General features: G+C 31.5%; 18 protein-coding genes. 11 read left to right on the forward strand and 7 right to left on the reverse strand.

Annotated elements, in window-relative coordinates; translation table 11 throughout:
- The 8 genes from fabD to BGS43_RS05735 all read left to right on the forward strand — a co-directional run bounded on the left by fabD (position 1) and on the right by BGS43_RS05735 (position 5517).
- Entirely contained in the window at positions 1-921 is a 921-nt protein-coding gene (gene fabD / locus BGS43_RS05700; RefSeq protein ID WP_002825011.1) for an ACP S-malonyltransferase, read from the forward strand.
- On the forward strand, positions 918-1607 hold the full coding sequence (gene pfs, locus BGS43_RS05705; protein ID WP_002859787.1) for an aminodeoxyfutalosine nucleosidase: 690 nt from the start codon (positions 918-920) through the stop codon (positions 1605-1607). The genes fabD and pfs overlap by 4 nt, the downstream gene beginning before the upstream one ends.
- Positions 1604-2365, forward strand: a complete 762-nt coding sequence (locus tag BGS43_RS05710; RefSeq protein WP_025399327.1) for an ATP-binding protein — start codon at positions 1604-1606, stop codon at positions 2363-2365. The genes pfs and BGS43_RS05710 overlap by 4 nt, the downstream gene beginning before the upstream one ends.
- Positions 2362-2883, forward strand: a complete 522-nt coding sequence (locus BGS43_RS05715) for an isochorismatase family cysteine hydrolase (RefSeq protein ID WP_002825008.1) — start codon at positions 2362-2364, stop codon at positions 2881-2883. The genes BGS43_RS05710 and BGS43_RS05715 overlap by 4 nt, the downstream gene beginning before the upstream one ends.
- Positions 2883-3497 carry a recombination protein RecO gene (gene recO, locus BGS43_RS05720; protein WP_002825006.1) on the forward strand — a complete coding sequence of 205 codons (615 nt, stop codon included), beginning with the start codon at positions 2883-2885 and terminating at the stop codon, positions 3495-3497. The genes BGS43_RS05715 and recO overlap by 1 nt, the downstream gene beginning before the upstream one ends.
- Entirely contained in the window at positions 3494-3901 is a 408-nt protein-coding gene (gene ybeY, locus BGS43_RS05725; protein ID WP_002825004.1) for an rRNA maturation RNase YbeY, read from the forward strand. Before recO ends, ybeY begins: the two co-directional genes overlap by 4 nt.
- Positions 3902-4197: 296 nt before the next feature.
- Positions 4198-4797, forward strand: coding sequence for a hypothetical protein (locus tag BGS43_RS05730; RefSeq protein ID WP_096569153.1), 600 nt, complete (start codon positions 4198-4200; stop codon positions 4795-4797).
- 27 nt (positions 4798-4824) lie between these two features.
- Positions 4825-5517: a hypothetical protein gene (locus tag BGS43_RS05735; protein WP_096569156.1), complete on the forward strand. Its 693-nt coding sequence runs from the start codon at positions 4825-4827 to the stop codon at positions 5515-5517.
- Between the two features lie 20 nt (positions 5518-5537).
- Here the strand turns inward: BGS43_RS05735 and BGS43_RS05740 are convergent, their stop codons facing one another.
- From BGS43_RS05740 to bamA, 7 genes are read right to left on the reverse strand one after another with little or no spacing between them, the layout of a single operon-like run.
- The gene (locus BGS43_RS05740) at positions 5538-6464 is read right to left on the reverse strand and encodes a tRNA dihydrouridine synthase (RefSeq protein WP_002825682.1); all 927 of its coding nucleotides are present in this window, start codon (positions 6462-6464) and stop codon (positions 5538-5540) included.
- Positions 6461-7447, reverse strand: a complete 987-nt coding sequence (locus tag BGS43_RS05745) for a hypothetical protein (protein WP_032685768.1) — start codon at positions 7445-7447, stop codon at positions 6461-6463. The genes BGS43_RS05740 and BGS43_RS05745 overlap by 4 nt, the downstream gene beginning before the upstream one ends.
- A complete protein-coding gene (gene dksA / locus BGS43_RS05750) occupies positions 7444-7797 on the reverse strand; it encodes an RNA polymerase-binding protein DksA (RefSeq protein ID WP_002825678.1) in 354 nt (117 codons plus the stop codon). Before dksA ends, BGS43_RS05745 begins: the two co-directional genes overlap by 4 nt.
- Before the next feature lie 11 nt (positions 7798-7808).
- On the reverse strand, positions 7809-8258 hold the full coding sequence (locus BGS43_RS05755; protein WP_042963859.1) for a 23S rRNA (pseudouridine(1915)-N(3))-methyltransferase RlmH: 450 nt from the start codon (positions 8256-8258) through the stop codon (positions 7809-7811).
- Between the two features lies 1 nt (position 8259).
- Positions 8260-9102 (reverse strand): acetyl-CoA carboxylase, carboxyltransferase subunit beta, encoded by an 843-nt coding sequence (gene accD, locus BGS43_RS05760; protein WP_002778671.1) that lies wholly within the window; start codon positions 9100-9102, stop codon positions 8260-8262.
- Positions 9103-9116: 14 nt separating this feature from the next.
- Positions 9117-9833: an inositol monophosphatase family protein gene (locus BGS43_RS05765; RefSeq protein ID WP_042963857.1), complete on the reverse strand. Its 717-nt coding sequence runs from the start codon at positions 9831-9833 to the stop codon at positions 9117-9119.
- Positions 9833-12049: an outer membrane protein assembly factor BamA gene (bamA, locus tag BGS43_RS05770; protein WP_096569160.1), complete on the reverse strand. Its 2217-nt coding sequence runs from the start codon at positions 12047-12049 to the stop codon at positions 9833-9835. The genes BGS43_RS05765 and bamA overlap by 1 nt, the downstream gene beginning before the upstream one ends.
- 75 nt (positions 12050-12124) lie before the next feature.
- Between bamA and BGS43_RS05775 the strand changes: the two genes are divergently transcribed.
- The 3 genes from BGS43_RS05775 (at position 12125) to lpxC (ending at position 15289) form a co-directional block, all read left to right on the forward strand.
- Positions 12125-12952, forward strand: a complete 828-nt coding sequence (locus BGS43_RS05775; protein WP_042963852.1) for a prephenate dehydrogenase — start codon at positions 12125-12127, stop codon at positions 12950-12952.
- Between the two features lie 79 nt (positions 12953-13031).
- The gene (locus tag BGS43_RS05780) at positions 13032-14405 is read left to right on the forward strand and encodes a M23 family metallopeptidase (protein WP_002825672.1); all 1374 of its coding nucleotides are present in this window, start codon (positions 13032-13034) and stop codon (positions 14403-14405) included.
- On the forward strand, positions 14405-15289 hold the full coding sequence (lpxC, locus tag BGS43_RS05785) for a UDP-3-O-acyl-N-acetylglucosamine deacetylase (RefSeq protein WP_057033211.1): 885 nt from the start codon (positions 14405-14407) through the stop codon (positions 15287-15289). The genes BGS43_RS05780 and lpxC overlap by 1 nt, the downstream gene beginning before the upstream one ends.
- Positions 15290-15293: the final 4 nt, after the last annotated feature.

A 15293-nucleotide genomic window follows, 5' to 3' on the forward strand; every position in this document is an offset into this window, starting at 1 on the left:
ATGAATGCTGTATTTATTTTTCCAGGTCAAGGCTCTCAAAGTCTTGGCATGGGTAAAGATTTTTATGAAAACTCCAAAACCGCAAAAGAACTTCTAGAAAATGCCAGCGATTTTTGTAAAATTGATTTTAAAAATTTATTGTTTAACGAAAATGATGATTTAAACAAAAGTGAATTTACACAACCTGCTATACTCTTAAATTCTTTAATGGCTTATAGTGCTTTGAGTGAATTAAAACCTGATATTAAGGCTAAATTTGCTTTGGGTCATTCTTTAGGTGAATTTTCAGCTTTGGCGATCAATGGTGCTTTTAGCTTTTTAGAAGCAACTATGCTTGTGCATAAAAGAGGACTTTTTATGCAAGAAGATTGTGCAAAAGTTGAAGCGGGTATGATGGTAATTTTAGGGCTTGATGATAAAAAAGTGGAAGAGCTTTGTCAAAAAGCTAGAGATGAGGATAAAAAAATTTTTGCAGCTAATTATAACTGCGATGGACAAATCGTTGTGGCAGGTTTAAAACCTGATTTAGCAAGTTATGAAAGTGTATTTAAAGAAGCAGGAGCTAAAAGAGCTATGCTTTTAAATATGAACGTGGCAAGTCATTGTCCTCTTTTGGAAAATGCTTCAGCTAAGCTTTGTGTGGAGCTTGAAAAGGTGTTAAAACCAAATTTTAAAGCCGTAATTTCTAATGCAAATGCCAAAATTTATACAAGCAAAGAAGAAGCCATTGAGCTTTTAAAAGCACAACTTATCTCACCTGTGCTTTATAAACAAAGCATTAAGGCATGTGAAAATGAAGTAGATTATTTCATAGAATTTGGTGCAAGCGTGCTTAAGGGTTTGAATAAAAAAATCACTTCAAAAGAAACTTATGCTTTAACAAATATGAATGATATTGATGAATTTTTAAAGGTTATATGATGAAAATAGCAATTTTAGGAGCCATGAGTGAAGAAATCACTCCTTTGCTTGAAACACTTAAAGATTATACAAAAATAGAACACGCTAATAATACTTATTATTTTGCAAAGTATAAAAATCATGAACTTGTTTTAGCGTATTCTAAAATCGGCAAGGTAAATTCTACTCTTAGTGCTAGTGTGATGATAGAAAAATTTGGTGCACAAGCTTTGCTTTTTACAGGAGTTGCAGGTGCTTTTAATCCTGAACTTGAAATTGGTGATTTGCTTTATGCAACAAAATTAGCTCAATACGATCTTGATATTACCGCTTTTGGGCATCCTTTGGGTTTTGTTCCAGGTAATGAAATTTTTATCAAAACCGATGAGAAATTAAACAATCTTGCTTTAGAAGTTGCTAAGGAATTAAATATCAAACTGCGTGCAGGCATTATTGCAACGGGTGATGAGTTTATTTGCGATGAAGCAAAAAAAGCAAAAATCAGAGAAATTTTCAATGCTGATGCTTGTGAAATGGAAGGCGCAAGTGTGGCTTTGGTTTGTGATGCCTTAAAGGTGCCTTGTTTTATCTTAAGAGCTATGAGTGATAAAGCAGGGGAAAAGGCTGAATTTGATTTTGATGAATTTGTGATCAATTCAGCTAAAATTTCAGCCAATTTTGTGCTTAAAATGTGTGAGAAATTATGATAAATCTTAGCAAAAAACTCATACGCCAAGTTGCACAAGCTAATGCTAAATTTGGACTTATTAAAGATGGAGATAGGGTTCTTTTAGGGCTTAGCGGCGGGAAAGATTCTTTGGCTTTAGCCCATCTTTTAAATCGTATGCAAGCTCACGCTCCTTTTAAATTTGAATTTGAAGCGGTAACTTTGAGTTATGGCATGGGCGAGGATTATTCTCATCTTCATGCACATTGTGAAGAACACGGCATTAAACATAGCGTGCTTGATTCAAATATTTATGAAGTTTCAGGCGATACTATAAGAGAAAATTCAAGTTTTTGTAGTTATTTTTCGAGAATGCGTCGTGGAGCTTTATATACTTACGCTCTTGAAAAAGGTTTTAACAAGCTTGCTATAGCCCATCATTTAGATGATGCAGCAGAAAGCTTTTTTATGAATTTTATTCATAATGGAGCTTTAAGAACCTTAGCGCCTATTTATCAAAGCAAACGCGGTATAACTGTGATACGCCCTTTGATTTTTGTGCGTGAAAGACAGCTTAGGGATAATGCTACGCAAAATGAACTTAGCGTGATAGGAAATGAATTTTGTCCTGGTATGAAACTCAGTGAAAAAAATGTAAAATTTCCACACGCTAGAGAAGAAGCTAAACAGCTTTTAGCAAATTTAGAAAAAGATCATCCTAAGCTTTTTACAAGCTTAAAAACTGCTTTTGCAAATTTACACACAGAAAGTTTTTGGCTAGAAAGGACAAAAATATGAAAAAAGCTTTTGTTTTAGTGGATTATCAAAATGATTTTATTGATGGAAGTTTAGGTTTTGATAAGGCTTTAAAGATCAAAGAAAATATTCTTAAAGCCTTAAATCAAATCGATTTTAATAACACGCATTTGCTTTTAACCTATGATACACACGATGAACATTATCTACAAAGCAAAGAAGGTTTAAATTTACCTGTAAAACATTGCATTAAAGAGAGTTTAGGTTGGCAAATGCCAAAGGAATTTGAACCTTTTTTACAAAAAGCTCATAAAATTTTTTATAAAAATACTTTTGGTAGCTTAGAATTAGCTAATTTCATACAAAAAAGCGATTATGAAGAACTTCATTTTGCAGGGCTTGTTTCTCATATTTGTGTGTTTTGTAATATCATTTTAGGTTTTGGTGCTAAGCCTAATGCAAGGATAATTTTACACCAAAATTTAAGTGCAAGTTTTGATGAAAATTTAGAAAAATCCGCTTTTGATATACTTAGGGCTTATGGCATTGAAATACTTTAATGCAAGGCTTTATACTTCATACACAAAAAGTTAAAGATGAGGATTTGATCGTTTATATTTTAAGTCCTAAAGAGCTTGTTAAGGCGTATCGTTTTTATGGGCTTAGACATTCTAGTATTTTAAATGGTTATAAAATTGATTTTGCTTTAGATGAAAATCCCAGCTTTTTGCCAAGACTTAAGGATGTTTTGCATTTGGGTTTTGTATGGATTATGGATCGTGAAAAAATGCTGATTTGGCAGGAATTTATCCGTCTTTTGTATCATCATTTAAAAGATGCTCAAGTGCTTGAAAGTTTTTATTTTGAACTTTTAGATGAGTGTGTAAAGCGTTTTGAAAAGCAAAATCCCAAACGCGTGATTGTGGATGCTTATCTTAAGATTTTAGAATTTGAGGGAAGACTCCATCAAGAATTTAGATGTTTTGCTTGTGATGAAAGCATAGAAAATCCCATCACTTTAATCCGTGCTTTTTTACCTTCGCATCATACCTGTGCTTTGGGTTATGTATTTGAAAAGCGGAAATTAAAAAATTTTTATGAAAGTAAAAATTGTGCGATTTTTGATGATGAAGAAATAGAAAATTTATATCATTTGATTAAGGAAGGTTTATGATATTAAGTGATGAAAAATGTGATTTTTTAGAATCTATAGCAAGTTTTTTAAGTCCTAAAGATGTGGAGCTTGTCTTTGTGGATAGTAAGGAAATGCAAGAGATTAATTTAGAGCAAAGAAAGCAAGATAAAATCACCGATGTGCTTTCTTTTCCGCTCGAAAATATCGATGAGAGCTTGCCTTTGGGTTCTGTTGTGATTAATATAGATTTGGCAAAACAGAAAGCTAAAGAGTTAGGACATAGTTTTGAAGAGGAAGTAAGCTTGCTTTTTATCCATGCCATGCTTCATTTGCTTGGATTTGATCATGAGGTAGATAATGGAGAAATGAGAGAAAAAGAAAAAGAGCTTATAGAACACTTTAATTTGCCCAAAAGTTTGATTATAAGGACTTTGGAAGATTAAGTAAGATTTTTTTCATTGTCAATCCTTACATTTTAAATAATCAGCTCAAGTTAATTTTAAAATTTAATCCTTGATATTGAAAAGTTTATTATTCTAAATAAAGTATTTTAAAATCTTTAAATATTTTTACTTGCTTAATATAATTTAAGATAAAAATGAAAATTTATTACAACAAGGAAACAAACCGAGAATAAAATTTTAAGTATTTAAAGAAAATTCACTTAACTTTCAAAGCAAGATTAAACTTTTGCTAGAATAAGTCGATAGTAGCTTTAAAGAACTTACAAAAAGAATTTATGAAAGGATTTTCAATGAAAAAGATTTTTGCTTTATTAGCTTTAACTTCTTTACTGACTAGTTCTGTTTTTGCTGAGGATTTTTTAGCTAAAGTTAGCAATGGTGTTTTAAGTGATAATTCTCAAGGGGTTAAAGCTCTTAATTTAGATGAGATGAAACAAGTTAAGGGTGGGTATGTTTTTGGGGATTATAAAATTTTTAAAGACAGACGCAATTTAACCTCAGAAGTTTATGCTATTGTAGATTTTACGCAATATGAACTCGAAAATCTTAACAAAGGTTTGTGCGGTGCAGGAGAAGATAAATGTCAAAATCCTAGTAGAGACAGATTATTTGCTTGGTTGCAAGTCAGTGCGAATTCCCCTGCTGATTATCGTCCTGTATATAAGGTAAAAAGACAAATTAAATATTCAAATTTAGGACAACCTTATGTTTTATTTACTTATGGGGTTGCTGTTTATGATAGAAAAAATGGTCAAATTTATCAGTATAATTCCTCTCCTATGTTAAATAACAATAGAATTATAAGAGAATTCGCCCATCAATATAAGAGCGTGATAGAAGATGCTATGGGTGGTTGGAATCCAAGATTGTTTTAATAAAATATTATAAAAAAAGGGTTTTCTATGGTAAATTTTGATACTCAATATACAAATATTAATCATCTAAGCAATAACATGAATAATAAAAAAGTTGTATCTAAAAATGAAGATACTTATTTTAATTCCGTAATAAAAAAATTTAATTTCTCTGAAAAAACCAAAGAAGAACAAGGGTATAATGGATCTCCTGATGTAAAAGAAGTAGAAAACTCTTTATATAAAAGATATATGGAAGATAAACTAAGCAAGGATGAAATAAAAATACTTAATGAATTTGGCACAGACTATCTTGTAGAAGGCGTAGATTTGACCGCACTTCATAGACGAAAAGTTGATCTTTTAAAAACTCTTACAAGTATGAATGAATTTGAGAAAATATGGGGTGCTGAAAGGGCGCAAAGAGAAAAACAATTTTTTAATGAACTTGGTAAGCCACTTACTCAAGAAGATATAGATAGGTTCTTAGCTAATAAAAACAATCAAAAAGAAGACAAAAAAACTTTCAAACCTATACAGGCAGAAAGTAAAAACAAAGAAACTTATAAAGATGATAATACAAGAAATGATCTTGTAAAAAAACTATTAGAAGGTAAATTTAGCACAAGTAAAGAATTAGAACTTCTTTTTGGTATGAAATTTAGCGATGATGATGCAGGAGAATTTAATAAAATCCTTTCTTTAAATTCTGCACCAAAAAGTATAGATATTAAAGCTTAAGATTTTTTAAATTATAAAAATCAAGTTAAACTAAAAAATTCTTCTATTTTTTTTCGCATTTCTTCGACATTGTCGATACGATTAACGGTATCTCTAAAGGCTGAAGCGTCTTTGTGTCCTTTAGAATACTCGTGTAAATGCTTGCGAAATATACTTACGCCTTGATCTTTGTAGTGTTTTATCATTTCATCAAAATGAGTGAGTATGATTTCTTTTTTGAGTTTTTCATCTACACTTTTACCGCCTTTGATTTCATAAAATATCCAAGGATTTCCTACGCTTGCACGCCCTATCATGAGTCCATCACATTTTGTGATTTTATAAACTTCTTTAGCGTTTTGTGCGTTAATATCGCCATTTGCAATCACAGGAATTTTCACGCTTGCTTTAGCATTGGCAATGGATTCATAATCGGCTTTTCCGCTATAAAGCTGTTTTCTTGTGCGTCCATGAATACTTACAAAATCCACCCCCAAGCTTTCGCAAATTTTAGCCATTTTTTCAGGATATTTTTCATTAAATCCTAGTCGAAATTTCACACTTGTAAGGCTTTTTTTATTGTTTTCTTTAATCACTCCCACAAGGCTTTTAAAAAGCTCTAAATTTTCTAGCAGAGCACTTCCTGCACATTGTTTGACGACTTTATTTACAGGACAGCCACAATTAAAGTCAATGCCATCTACAAAATCCATTTCATTAAGCATTTGAACTGCTTTTTTAAGCACTTCTTTATCACCCCCTGCAATTTGGACTATATAAGGGTTTTCAAGTTCGGCTCTTTCTAGCATATGTAAGGTTTTAGAGCTTTCATAGACCAAAGCATTAGAGCTTATCATTTCACTTATGGTAATATCAGCACCAAATTTTTTTACCACATTGCGAAAAGGCAGGTCCGAAAAACCCGCCATAGGAGCTAAAAATAAAGGCTTTTTGCTAAAATCTATCATTGTATAAGCTGATTTAAATCGATTTTGATATTTTTTTCACGCAAGGCTAAAAAGGCTTTAAAATCATTGAATTTTTTATCATCATTATGAATTTGCTCTCTGAGTTCATCTAAAAGTCCAAATTCAGCCAAAAGATATAAATACGCTCTTAAAGCTTCACCTTTTTCATTTTTGATTTTGTTAAAAATTCCTATAAGTGCATCAGGATTTAAAAGCTTGATGCTTAGTTTTGCTATATCAAGATAGTCTTTTTCACTAAGGATATTGTGAGAAAGTAAAACTTCATATTCGGCAGTATTAAGTTCTAAATTTCCTTCTTTAAAACGCTTGATGAGTGTAAGGATATGACAAGGTTTTTTTGCGATTTTGATATTTTTAATTTGTTCATAAGTTCCTTTTTTTATCAAGCTTTCAAAAGCTAGATCTTGGAATTCGTCTTGAGTTTGACTAAGGTTTTTGATTTTAGAATAAGCATAATTTATATCATTTTTGATATGATTTTTTTCATTTTCTAAAAATAAAATATTATTATTCTCGAGTTTAAATTTGTTAAGATTGAAGTATTCTTCTTTTTTAATACCATCTATAAGATCTAAAATTTCATTGATTTTGTTTGCATTAGGGATTTTCTCATGTGTTTTTAGGGTTTTAGCTAGCTGTGCTACTTGTCTAAATTCCTTTGTTTGAAAGCTGATATTTGATTCTTTTTCCAAAAGAAGGTCGCGGGTAAAATTTTCAAATTTGGTAGAATCTTTGAAAAAATGCTTAAATTTTAAAGTGAGTAAAAAATAATAAAAACCCATATGAATGATGGCAAAAAACACTAAAGGTATCAAAGGCAAAATAAGCCATATCATTATAGGCAGTTCAAAACTATATGCATTGAAATTTAAAGTATAATTTCCTAATTCTAAATACCAAGCAAGAGCAAATATAAGAGCTATATAAATAAAGCTTGCTATAAAAAATAATCTAATTCTCATAACTCTCCTTTTTCTAAATTTTCACGGCATACGATGCAGTATTTTGCATGAGGTTTGATTTTAAGTCTTTCTATGGCGATTTCTTCATCGCAAGATTCACATACTCCATAAGTGCCATCTTTGATTTTTTCTAAAGAATCTTCTATTTCTTCTAATTCTTGTTTTAAATTAGCACTGATAGCAAAATCAATTTGCGATCCTGTTTCAATAACAGAAAAATCCACACTATCGCTTGGGACGCTATTATGTAAGGCTTCAATTTCTTTAGAATTGCTTTGCAAATTTTCCAATATAGTTTTTTTTCTATTTTCTAAGATAGTTTTAAAAACTTGTATTTCATTCTTTTTCATTGTTTAACCTTTTATTTGTGATAAGGATGATTTGAGTTGATACAAAAAGCACGATAAATTTGTTCTAAAAGTAAGATTTTTACAAATTGATGTGCTAAGGTGAGTTTGCTTAATGAAAGTCTAAAATCTAAGCTCTGGCTGAATTCATCCCTTAAGCCGTAAGCACCACCTATAAAAAAATTTAAATTATTTTTATCCGCTATGAGTCTTGCAAATTCTACGCTTGTAAGCTCCTTGCCTCTTTCATCAAGAACTATGCAAAAGCCTTTTGTATAAGGAGCAAATGCCTCTTCATAGCTTAATTTAGCAGCTTGTGTATTTAAATTTTGCGCAGCAGCTATTTTTTTATTAAAGAGATTGTGCTCTTTAAGATCTGCAAATTTGGAGATAAGTTTTGTATATTTCTCACCCCAAATTTTAAATTCATCGTTTTTTTGTATGTGAAAAATATTAACTTGCAAGTTATTTTCCGCAAAAGAATTTAAGAGTATCGCTAAGGTATTTTTTCATATCCGAACGCTCTACTATCGCATCTATGAGTCCATGCTCGAGTAGAAATTCGGCTTTTTGGAAGCCTTCAGGTAAATCTGCACCTATGGTTTGTTTAATCACTCTTGCTCCTGCAAAACCTACTAAAGCACCTGGTTCAGCGATGATTAAATCCCCAAGCCAAGCAAAAGAAGCACTCACGCCTCCCATAGTAGGATCGGTTAATACGCTGATATAAGGGAGTTTTTCTTTGCTTAAAAGTTTTAAAGCAGCGCTTGTTTTACTCATTTGCATCAAAGAATAAGTACTTTCTTGCATTCTAGCTCCACCGCTTGCACTTACGATAACAACAGGAGTTTTATCTGTGATAGCTCTTTGGATTGCCCTAACGATTTTTTCGCCTTCTACAGAGCCTAAAGATCCTCCCATGAAAGAAAAATCAAACACCACAAGCTGAATTTTAAGTCCATCTATAAGACATTCTCCGCTAATGACTGCAGACTTTCTACCGGTTTTACTTTCGCCTTCGCTCAAGCGTTTTTTGTAAGACTTGCTGTCAACAAATTTGAGCGGATCTATGGCTTCTAAATTTGCATCATACTCAACAAAGGTATTTTCATCACTTAAAAGCTTGATTCTATCCATAGGAGAAATTCTCATATGATAAGAGCATTTAGGGCATACATTAAAACAAGATTCTATTTCTTTATAATACATTAAAGCATGGCAACTCTGGCATTTTACCCAATGATTTGGAGCCTCTTTGGTGCTAGGTTGTTGTCTTCTGATTTTTGAAAAAATATCTGCAAAATTCATAATAATTCACCTAATTATTTTAAAAATTCCAAGATTATATCAAAAATTTTCTTGTCTTGGCTTAGGAGAAGGAAATTTTCATTTTTTTCTATATATAAATTTTGATGAATTGTTAAAGCAGCTACTGTATCAAAAATTCGTGTTTTTCCAAGAATTAATACAAAACTAAAATACGAAGTATAAGCGAGACTTAAGGCTGTTGCACCCAAAGAGCGAAATTTTAATTGATTTTTTGTTAAAAAATCGAGAAGTTCTGGATAAAGTGAAATTTTTTCAACTATACCTATTTTAGGAAATAGATTAGGTGTTAAGGGTGAGTATTTTGGATCCGAAAGATTAGATTTAAAAGCTTGATTGTTATTAAAAGCAAAAATTTCTTGACTGACAAGATTGCAAACAAAAGCACTTTTTGCCTGATCTTTTTCCATAAGAGCTATAGAAGTTCCATAAAATGGTATTTTAGAAACAAAATTTGAACTTCCATCCAAAGGATCAAGAATCATTTGTTTTGGGCTAGCTTTTCCGATCAATCCGCTTTCTTCAGAAAAAATTTGTCCAAAACAACTAAGATATTTTATGAAAATTTGTTCACATTTTAAGTCAAGCTCATAGCCTTGATTTTTATCATAGCTTAATTTAGAGCAAAGTCTAAGATCATTTTGTGGGATATTGTTTAGATACTTGCGTATTTGCAAATTTGCTTTTAGGCAAGCATCTAGAAATTGTTTCATTAAAAGCGTGTTCCTAGGTTAAATTCAAAAGTATTGGTATCATCACCTTTTTTATCGTTGAGTGGTTTAGCAAATACAAGTTGCAATGGCCCAATAGGAGTGATCCATTCTATACCTAAACCTGTACTCATTCTTTGAATTTCATCAAGATTTTTATTTCCTATCATCCCATAATCAAAAAATACACTACCGCGAAGTTTAATTCTATCGATTAAAGGAAAGCTAAGCTCTACAGAATTTGCAAAAGCTATAGTTCCACCCACTTCATCTCCCCATTCATTTTTAGGGCTTACAGTTCTACTTTCAAAACCTCGAAGGGAGCGAATACCACCTAAATAGATTCTTTGATTGATTGGAAGATAGCCCTCATTCCAAACTTTATAAAAACTTGCTTTATAACGATAAATAAGATCATAACCTATATAATCTTGCAAACCTTGATAAAAGTTAAATTTTGAACTCGATGAAAGGAATTCTTGATCTCCTCCAAGTCCTGCATATTCTAAGCTTGTTGAAGCGATAATACCTTTTCTTGGCAGATAATAATCATCGGTGTTGTTAAAGGTGATAGCAGGAGTGATAGAGCTTTTTATAGTTTTGCCAAGCTCATAACCTGTTCTTAAAAGCGTTGGGCTTAGATGATAGATATCGCTTTGCTCAAGATTGTAAGTTAGACTTACATTATAATATCTTGCAAATTGACGACCTAGGGTGATATCAAAACCGTAATTTTTTTCAGAGTAATTATCCCATTCATAATCATTAGAATAAAGCGTTCCGCCCAAGCTGTATTGACTATCAAGAATGCGTGGATTTATAAGACTGATTCTCCCTGATAGGGTATCATCACTTTTATCTACACTCACAGAACTTTTAATACCTGAACCAAAAATATTGGTATCTGATAATGAAGCATTGAGTAACAAACCATCGCTTGAACCATAACCAATGCCTCCTGAAATAGCACCCGTAGAAGCTTCTTTAACATTGACGATTAAATCTATATGTGTATCATCTACTTTTTCTTCTTTAATTTCTACATCATCAAAATAAGAAGTTCTTCTTAAAGCATTTGTAGATTCACTTAAATCGGTGCGATTGTATAAATTTCCTTCGGTGATATAAAGTTCGCGACGTACTACTCTATCGACCGTGCGAGAATTTCCAGAAATGATAACATTTCTTATATAGACTTTATCGTGAGGAATGACCTTAAATACAACGCTAGCTTCTTGGGTTTGATCATTTTTTTGAATATCAGGATAAACCTCTGCAAAAGCATAGCCTAAATCAGCACTTTGTGTTTCTATGGTTTTTACATCTTTGCGAATGTCTTCTATATTGATAAGTTTGCCTTGGGTTGAGCGTAGGTTTTTTACATTTTGCATATTTTCTTCCTCGCTAAATAAAGGATTTTCTATACTTACACTCTCAATTTTATAAGGCTTGCCTTCTTTGATAAAATAAGTCAGATTGGCCTGATAAGTATCGGTATAGGTTTTAAGATAAGGCGAGGATACTTGTACATCAAGATATCCTTTTTTCATGTACTCATCGCTGATTCTTGCGCTATCATTGCTTAATTCAAAAATTTTGAGTTTTCCATCATTTCTTCCCCATATCCAGCCCATAAATTCTTTTTCTTTATTGACTATAGCAGGTTCAATATCTGAATACGAAAATTTCTCTGCCCCGCTTAAATTGACATTATTAATGATGATATTTTCTCCACGATTGACTATAAATTCAAGCTCTAGTCCTTCGGTATTTTCTAGAGTTTTTTTTCTATATTCTACTATGGTGTCAAAATAGCTTTTAGCTTCATAGTAAGCCTTGATGCGTTCACTTGCTTCTTTAGCGCTTGCTTCATCAAATAAAGTTCCTCTTTTTATACCCAAAATACTCTCTACTTGTTTTCTATCATTAGATGCAATTCCTGTAATGCTTATTTTAGCTATGCTTGGTTTTTCTGTGACAATGATATTTAAAATACCATTATTTTCTTCTACGGCAATATTTTCGAAATAATTTTGTTTATAAAGGTTAAGTATGGCGGTATTGATTTTATCAAGATTTATTGTTTCGCCGATTTTTAATCCTGTAAGATTTAAAGCACTTGCATTTGAAAGATGATTTAATCCGCTAAATTTAATTTCTTTAATTGCTGCTGCATTGCTTAGTGCAACTAAGGCACAAATGCTGATGATTTTTTTCATTTATTTTTACCTAAAGCTTTATTAAAAATTTGTATAATAGCAGAAAAAATTTAACAAAGGGATTGAGATAATATTATGAAAGTAGCAATTATAGGGCTTGGATTGATAGGGGGTTCTTTAGGACTTTGTTTAAAGGAAAATAAATTAATTTCTTGTGTGTATGGTTTAGATTCAAGCAAGGAAAATGAGCAAGATGCTTTAAATTTAGGACTTGTTCATGAGCTTATAGAATTTGAAAATTTGCATTTGTGCGATATGATTTTTATCGCAACGCCTGTAAATGCTATCATAGAGATTTTACAAAAATTAGTAAATTTGCCTTCAAATATAACTATTATAGAGCTTGGAAGTACAAAAAGAAAAATCATAGAAAAATTGCCTGCAAAACTTATTAAGCAAACTCTTTTTGCCCATCCTATGGCAGGAACTGAAAACAGCGGCCCAAAAGCGGCTTTTAAAGAGCTTTATAAGGATGCTGTTTGCGTGTTGTGTGATAGTGAAGTGGCTGATGATTTGCACCAAAAAAGAGCAGTAGAAATTTTTTCGCATTTGGGTATGAGGATTGTTTTTATGGATAGTAAAGCTCATGATCATCATGCTGCTATTATTTCGCATTTGCCGCATGTGATTAGTTTTTCTTTAGCAAATTTTGTGATGAAAGAAGAGGATAAAAGAAATATCGTTCATTTAGCGGGTGGTTCTTTTAAGGGTATGAGTAGGATTGCTAAATCATCTCCTATTATGTGGGGGAGTATTTTTGAACAAAACAAAGATAATGTTTTAAGTTCTATTGAATTTTTTCAAAAAGAATTAGAGAGATGTAAACAAATGATACAATTAGACAAAAACGATGAATTAAGAGAATGGATGAAACAGGCTAATACCCTAAGAGAAATTTTATAAATTTGCTAGATATTTACTGAAAATATAATAGAATTTATATTAAAAGCAACAAAAACATTGAAAATTTTTAAGGAAGGTTATGGCAAAAAGAAAAGGCAAAACTTATTTATCTGTTTTAATTTTAGTTTTAATAGCAATTTTGATTTTTTTTATTTCAAGATTAAGTATTTTTGAAAAAAATCCTCCTCAAATTTTAATGCCAGATGTTGTATATACTGATCTTAAAAAACCTATTTTAGTGCATGTTAAAGATGATGAAAGTTCTATCAAAAACGTACAAATTATATTGCATAAAGACGACAATACTAGTGCAATGGTTATAGCAGATGAAAAGATTTCTAATTTAAAAGATATTACCTTACAAGTTGCTTTGCCAAAATTTGGTTACAAAGAAAATGTAAAATCTTTTGTTTTGGAGGTGATAGCTAAAGATTCTAGTTTTTGGAATTTTTTTAGTGGCAATGAAGCAAGAAAACAAATTGCGGTATTAGTAGATAATACGGCTCCAAAAATCAATATCATAAGCAATTCTTACCAAATCGAGCAAGGTGGTGCTGGGGCAGTTGTTTTTAAGGCTGATGATGCTAATTTAGATAAGGTATATATAGAAACAAATAAAGGTAAAATCTTTAAAGCCACACCTTATGTAAAAGAAGGATATTATGCGGCTTTGATTGCTTGGGATGCAAGAGATGAGGAATTTCGTGCATTTGTTATCGCTACGGATAAAGCGGGCAATATTTCAAAAGAACGTATAAGGTATTATTTTGTTAATCGTAAATATCGTGTTTCAAATATCAATCTAACGGATAAATTTTTAGATGGAAAGATTGAGAATTTAGCAAATCAGTACGCTCCAAAAGATAATAATCTCAATCGTTATGAAAAATTTAAGTTTGTCAATGAAACTTTAAGAAATAGCAATGAAAAACTTATCCATGAAATCACTTCAAAAGTACCTGAGGAAAAAATTGATAATTTTGATTTGAATTTATTTTTACCTCTTAAAAATGGTATGAAAGTAGCGGATTTTGCTGATCATAGGTATTATTCTTACAATGGACAATTTGTAAGCGATTCTTATCATATGGGTATAGATTTAGCAAGCGTGGCAGAAGCTCCTATCATAAGTAATAACGCAGGCAAGGTTGTTTTTGCTGCTGAAAATGGAATTTATGGTTTAAATTTAATTGTTTATCATGGTTTTGGAGTATATAGTCTTTATGGGCACTGTTCTTCTAAAAATGTTGATTTAGATGAAATGATTAATAAACAAAGCATTATAGGCAAAACAGGAACAAGTGGTTTAGCCTTAGGCGATCATTTGCATTTTGGAGTTTTGGTTCAAGGGGTTGAAACGCGTCCTGAACAATGGCAAGATAAAAAATGGATAGAAAATAATATTTACAATGTTTTAAATGATGGTAAAAAGATAATTTTAGGAAAAAATTAATGAAACAATTAACTTTAGCAAAAGCTGTAAAAGGCGTGGGTATAGGGCTTCATAAAGGAGAGCCTATAGAGATTACCCTAGAGCCTTTAGAAGCAAATAGTGGTATAGTTTTTTTTAGAAGCGATTTAAATGCTACTTATAAGGCAAGTCCTGAAAATGTTATCAATACCCAAATGGCAACGGTTTTGGGCGATGAAAGGGGATTTATTTCTACCATAGAGCATTTAATGAGTGCAATCAATGCTTATGGAATCGATAATGTCCGCATTGTTTTAAATGCTAATGAGGCACCGGTGATGGACGGTTCAAGCATTAGCTTTTGTATGATGCTTGATGAAGCAGGGGTTAAAGAGCTTGATGCACCTAAAAAAATTATGGTGATTAAAAAGCCTATAGAGGTAAGAGACGGTGATAAATATGTGCGTTTAACTCCGACCAAAGAACCGCGTATTAATTATACTATCAAGTTTGATAATGCTGTTATAGGCGAACAAAGCTATAATTTTGAATTCAGTAAGAAAAACTATATAGAAAATATAGCAAGAGCTAGGACTTTTGGCTTTTTAAAAGATGTTCAAGCCCTTAGAGATATGAATTTGGCATTGGGTGGAAGCTTGGAAAATACTATAGTTGTCGATGAAAATCGTATTTTAAATCCTGAAGGTTTGCGCTTTAAAGATGAATTTGTAAGACATAAAATTTTAGACGCGATTGGGGATTTGACTTTGCTTGGGTACCGTGTTTTTGGAGATTATATTTCATATGCTGGAAGCCATCATTTAAATCATTTACTTACTAAAGAAGTTTTAAAAGATAAAGATGCTTATGAGATAGTAACTCTTGAAAAAGCAAATGAAAAAGTTTATGAAAAGGTTTTTGCATAAAAAA

The sequence above is a fragment of the Campylobacter sp. 110 genome (assembly GCF_002383965.1).
Classification (GTDB): domain Bacteria; phylum Campylobacterota; class Campylobacteria; order Campylobacterales; family Campylobacteraceae; genus Campylobacter_D; species Campylobacter_D coli.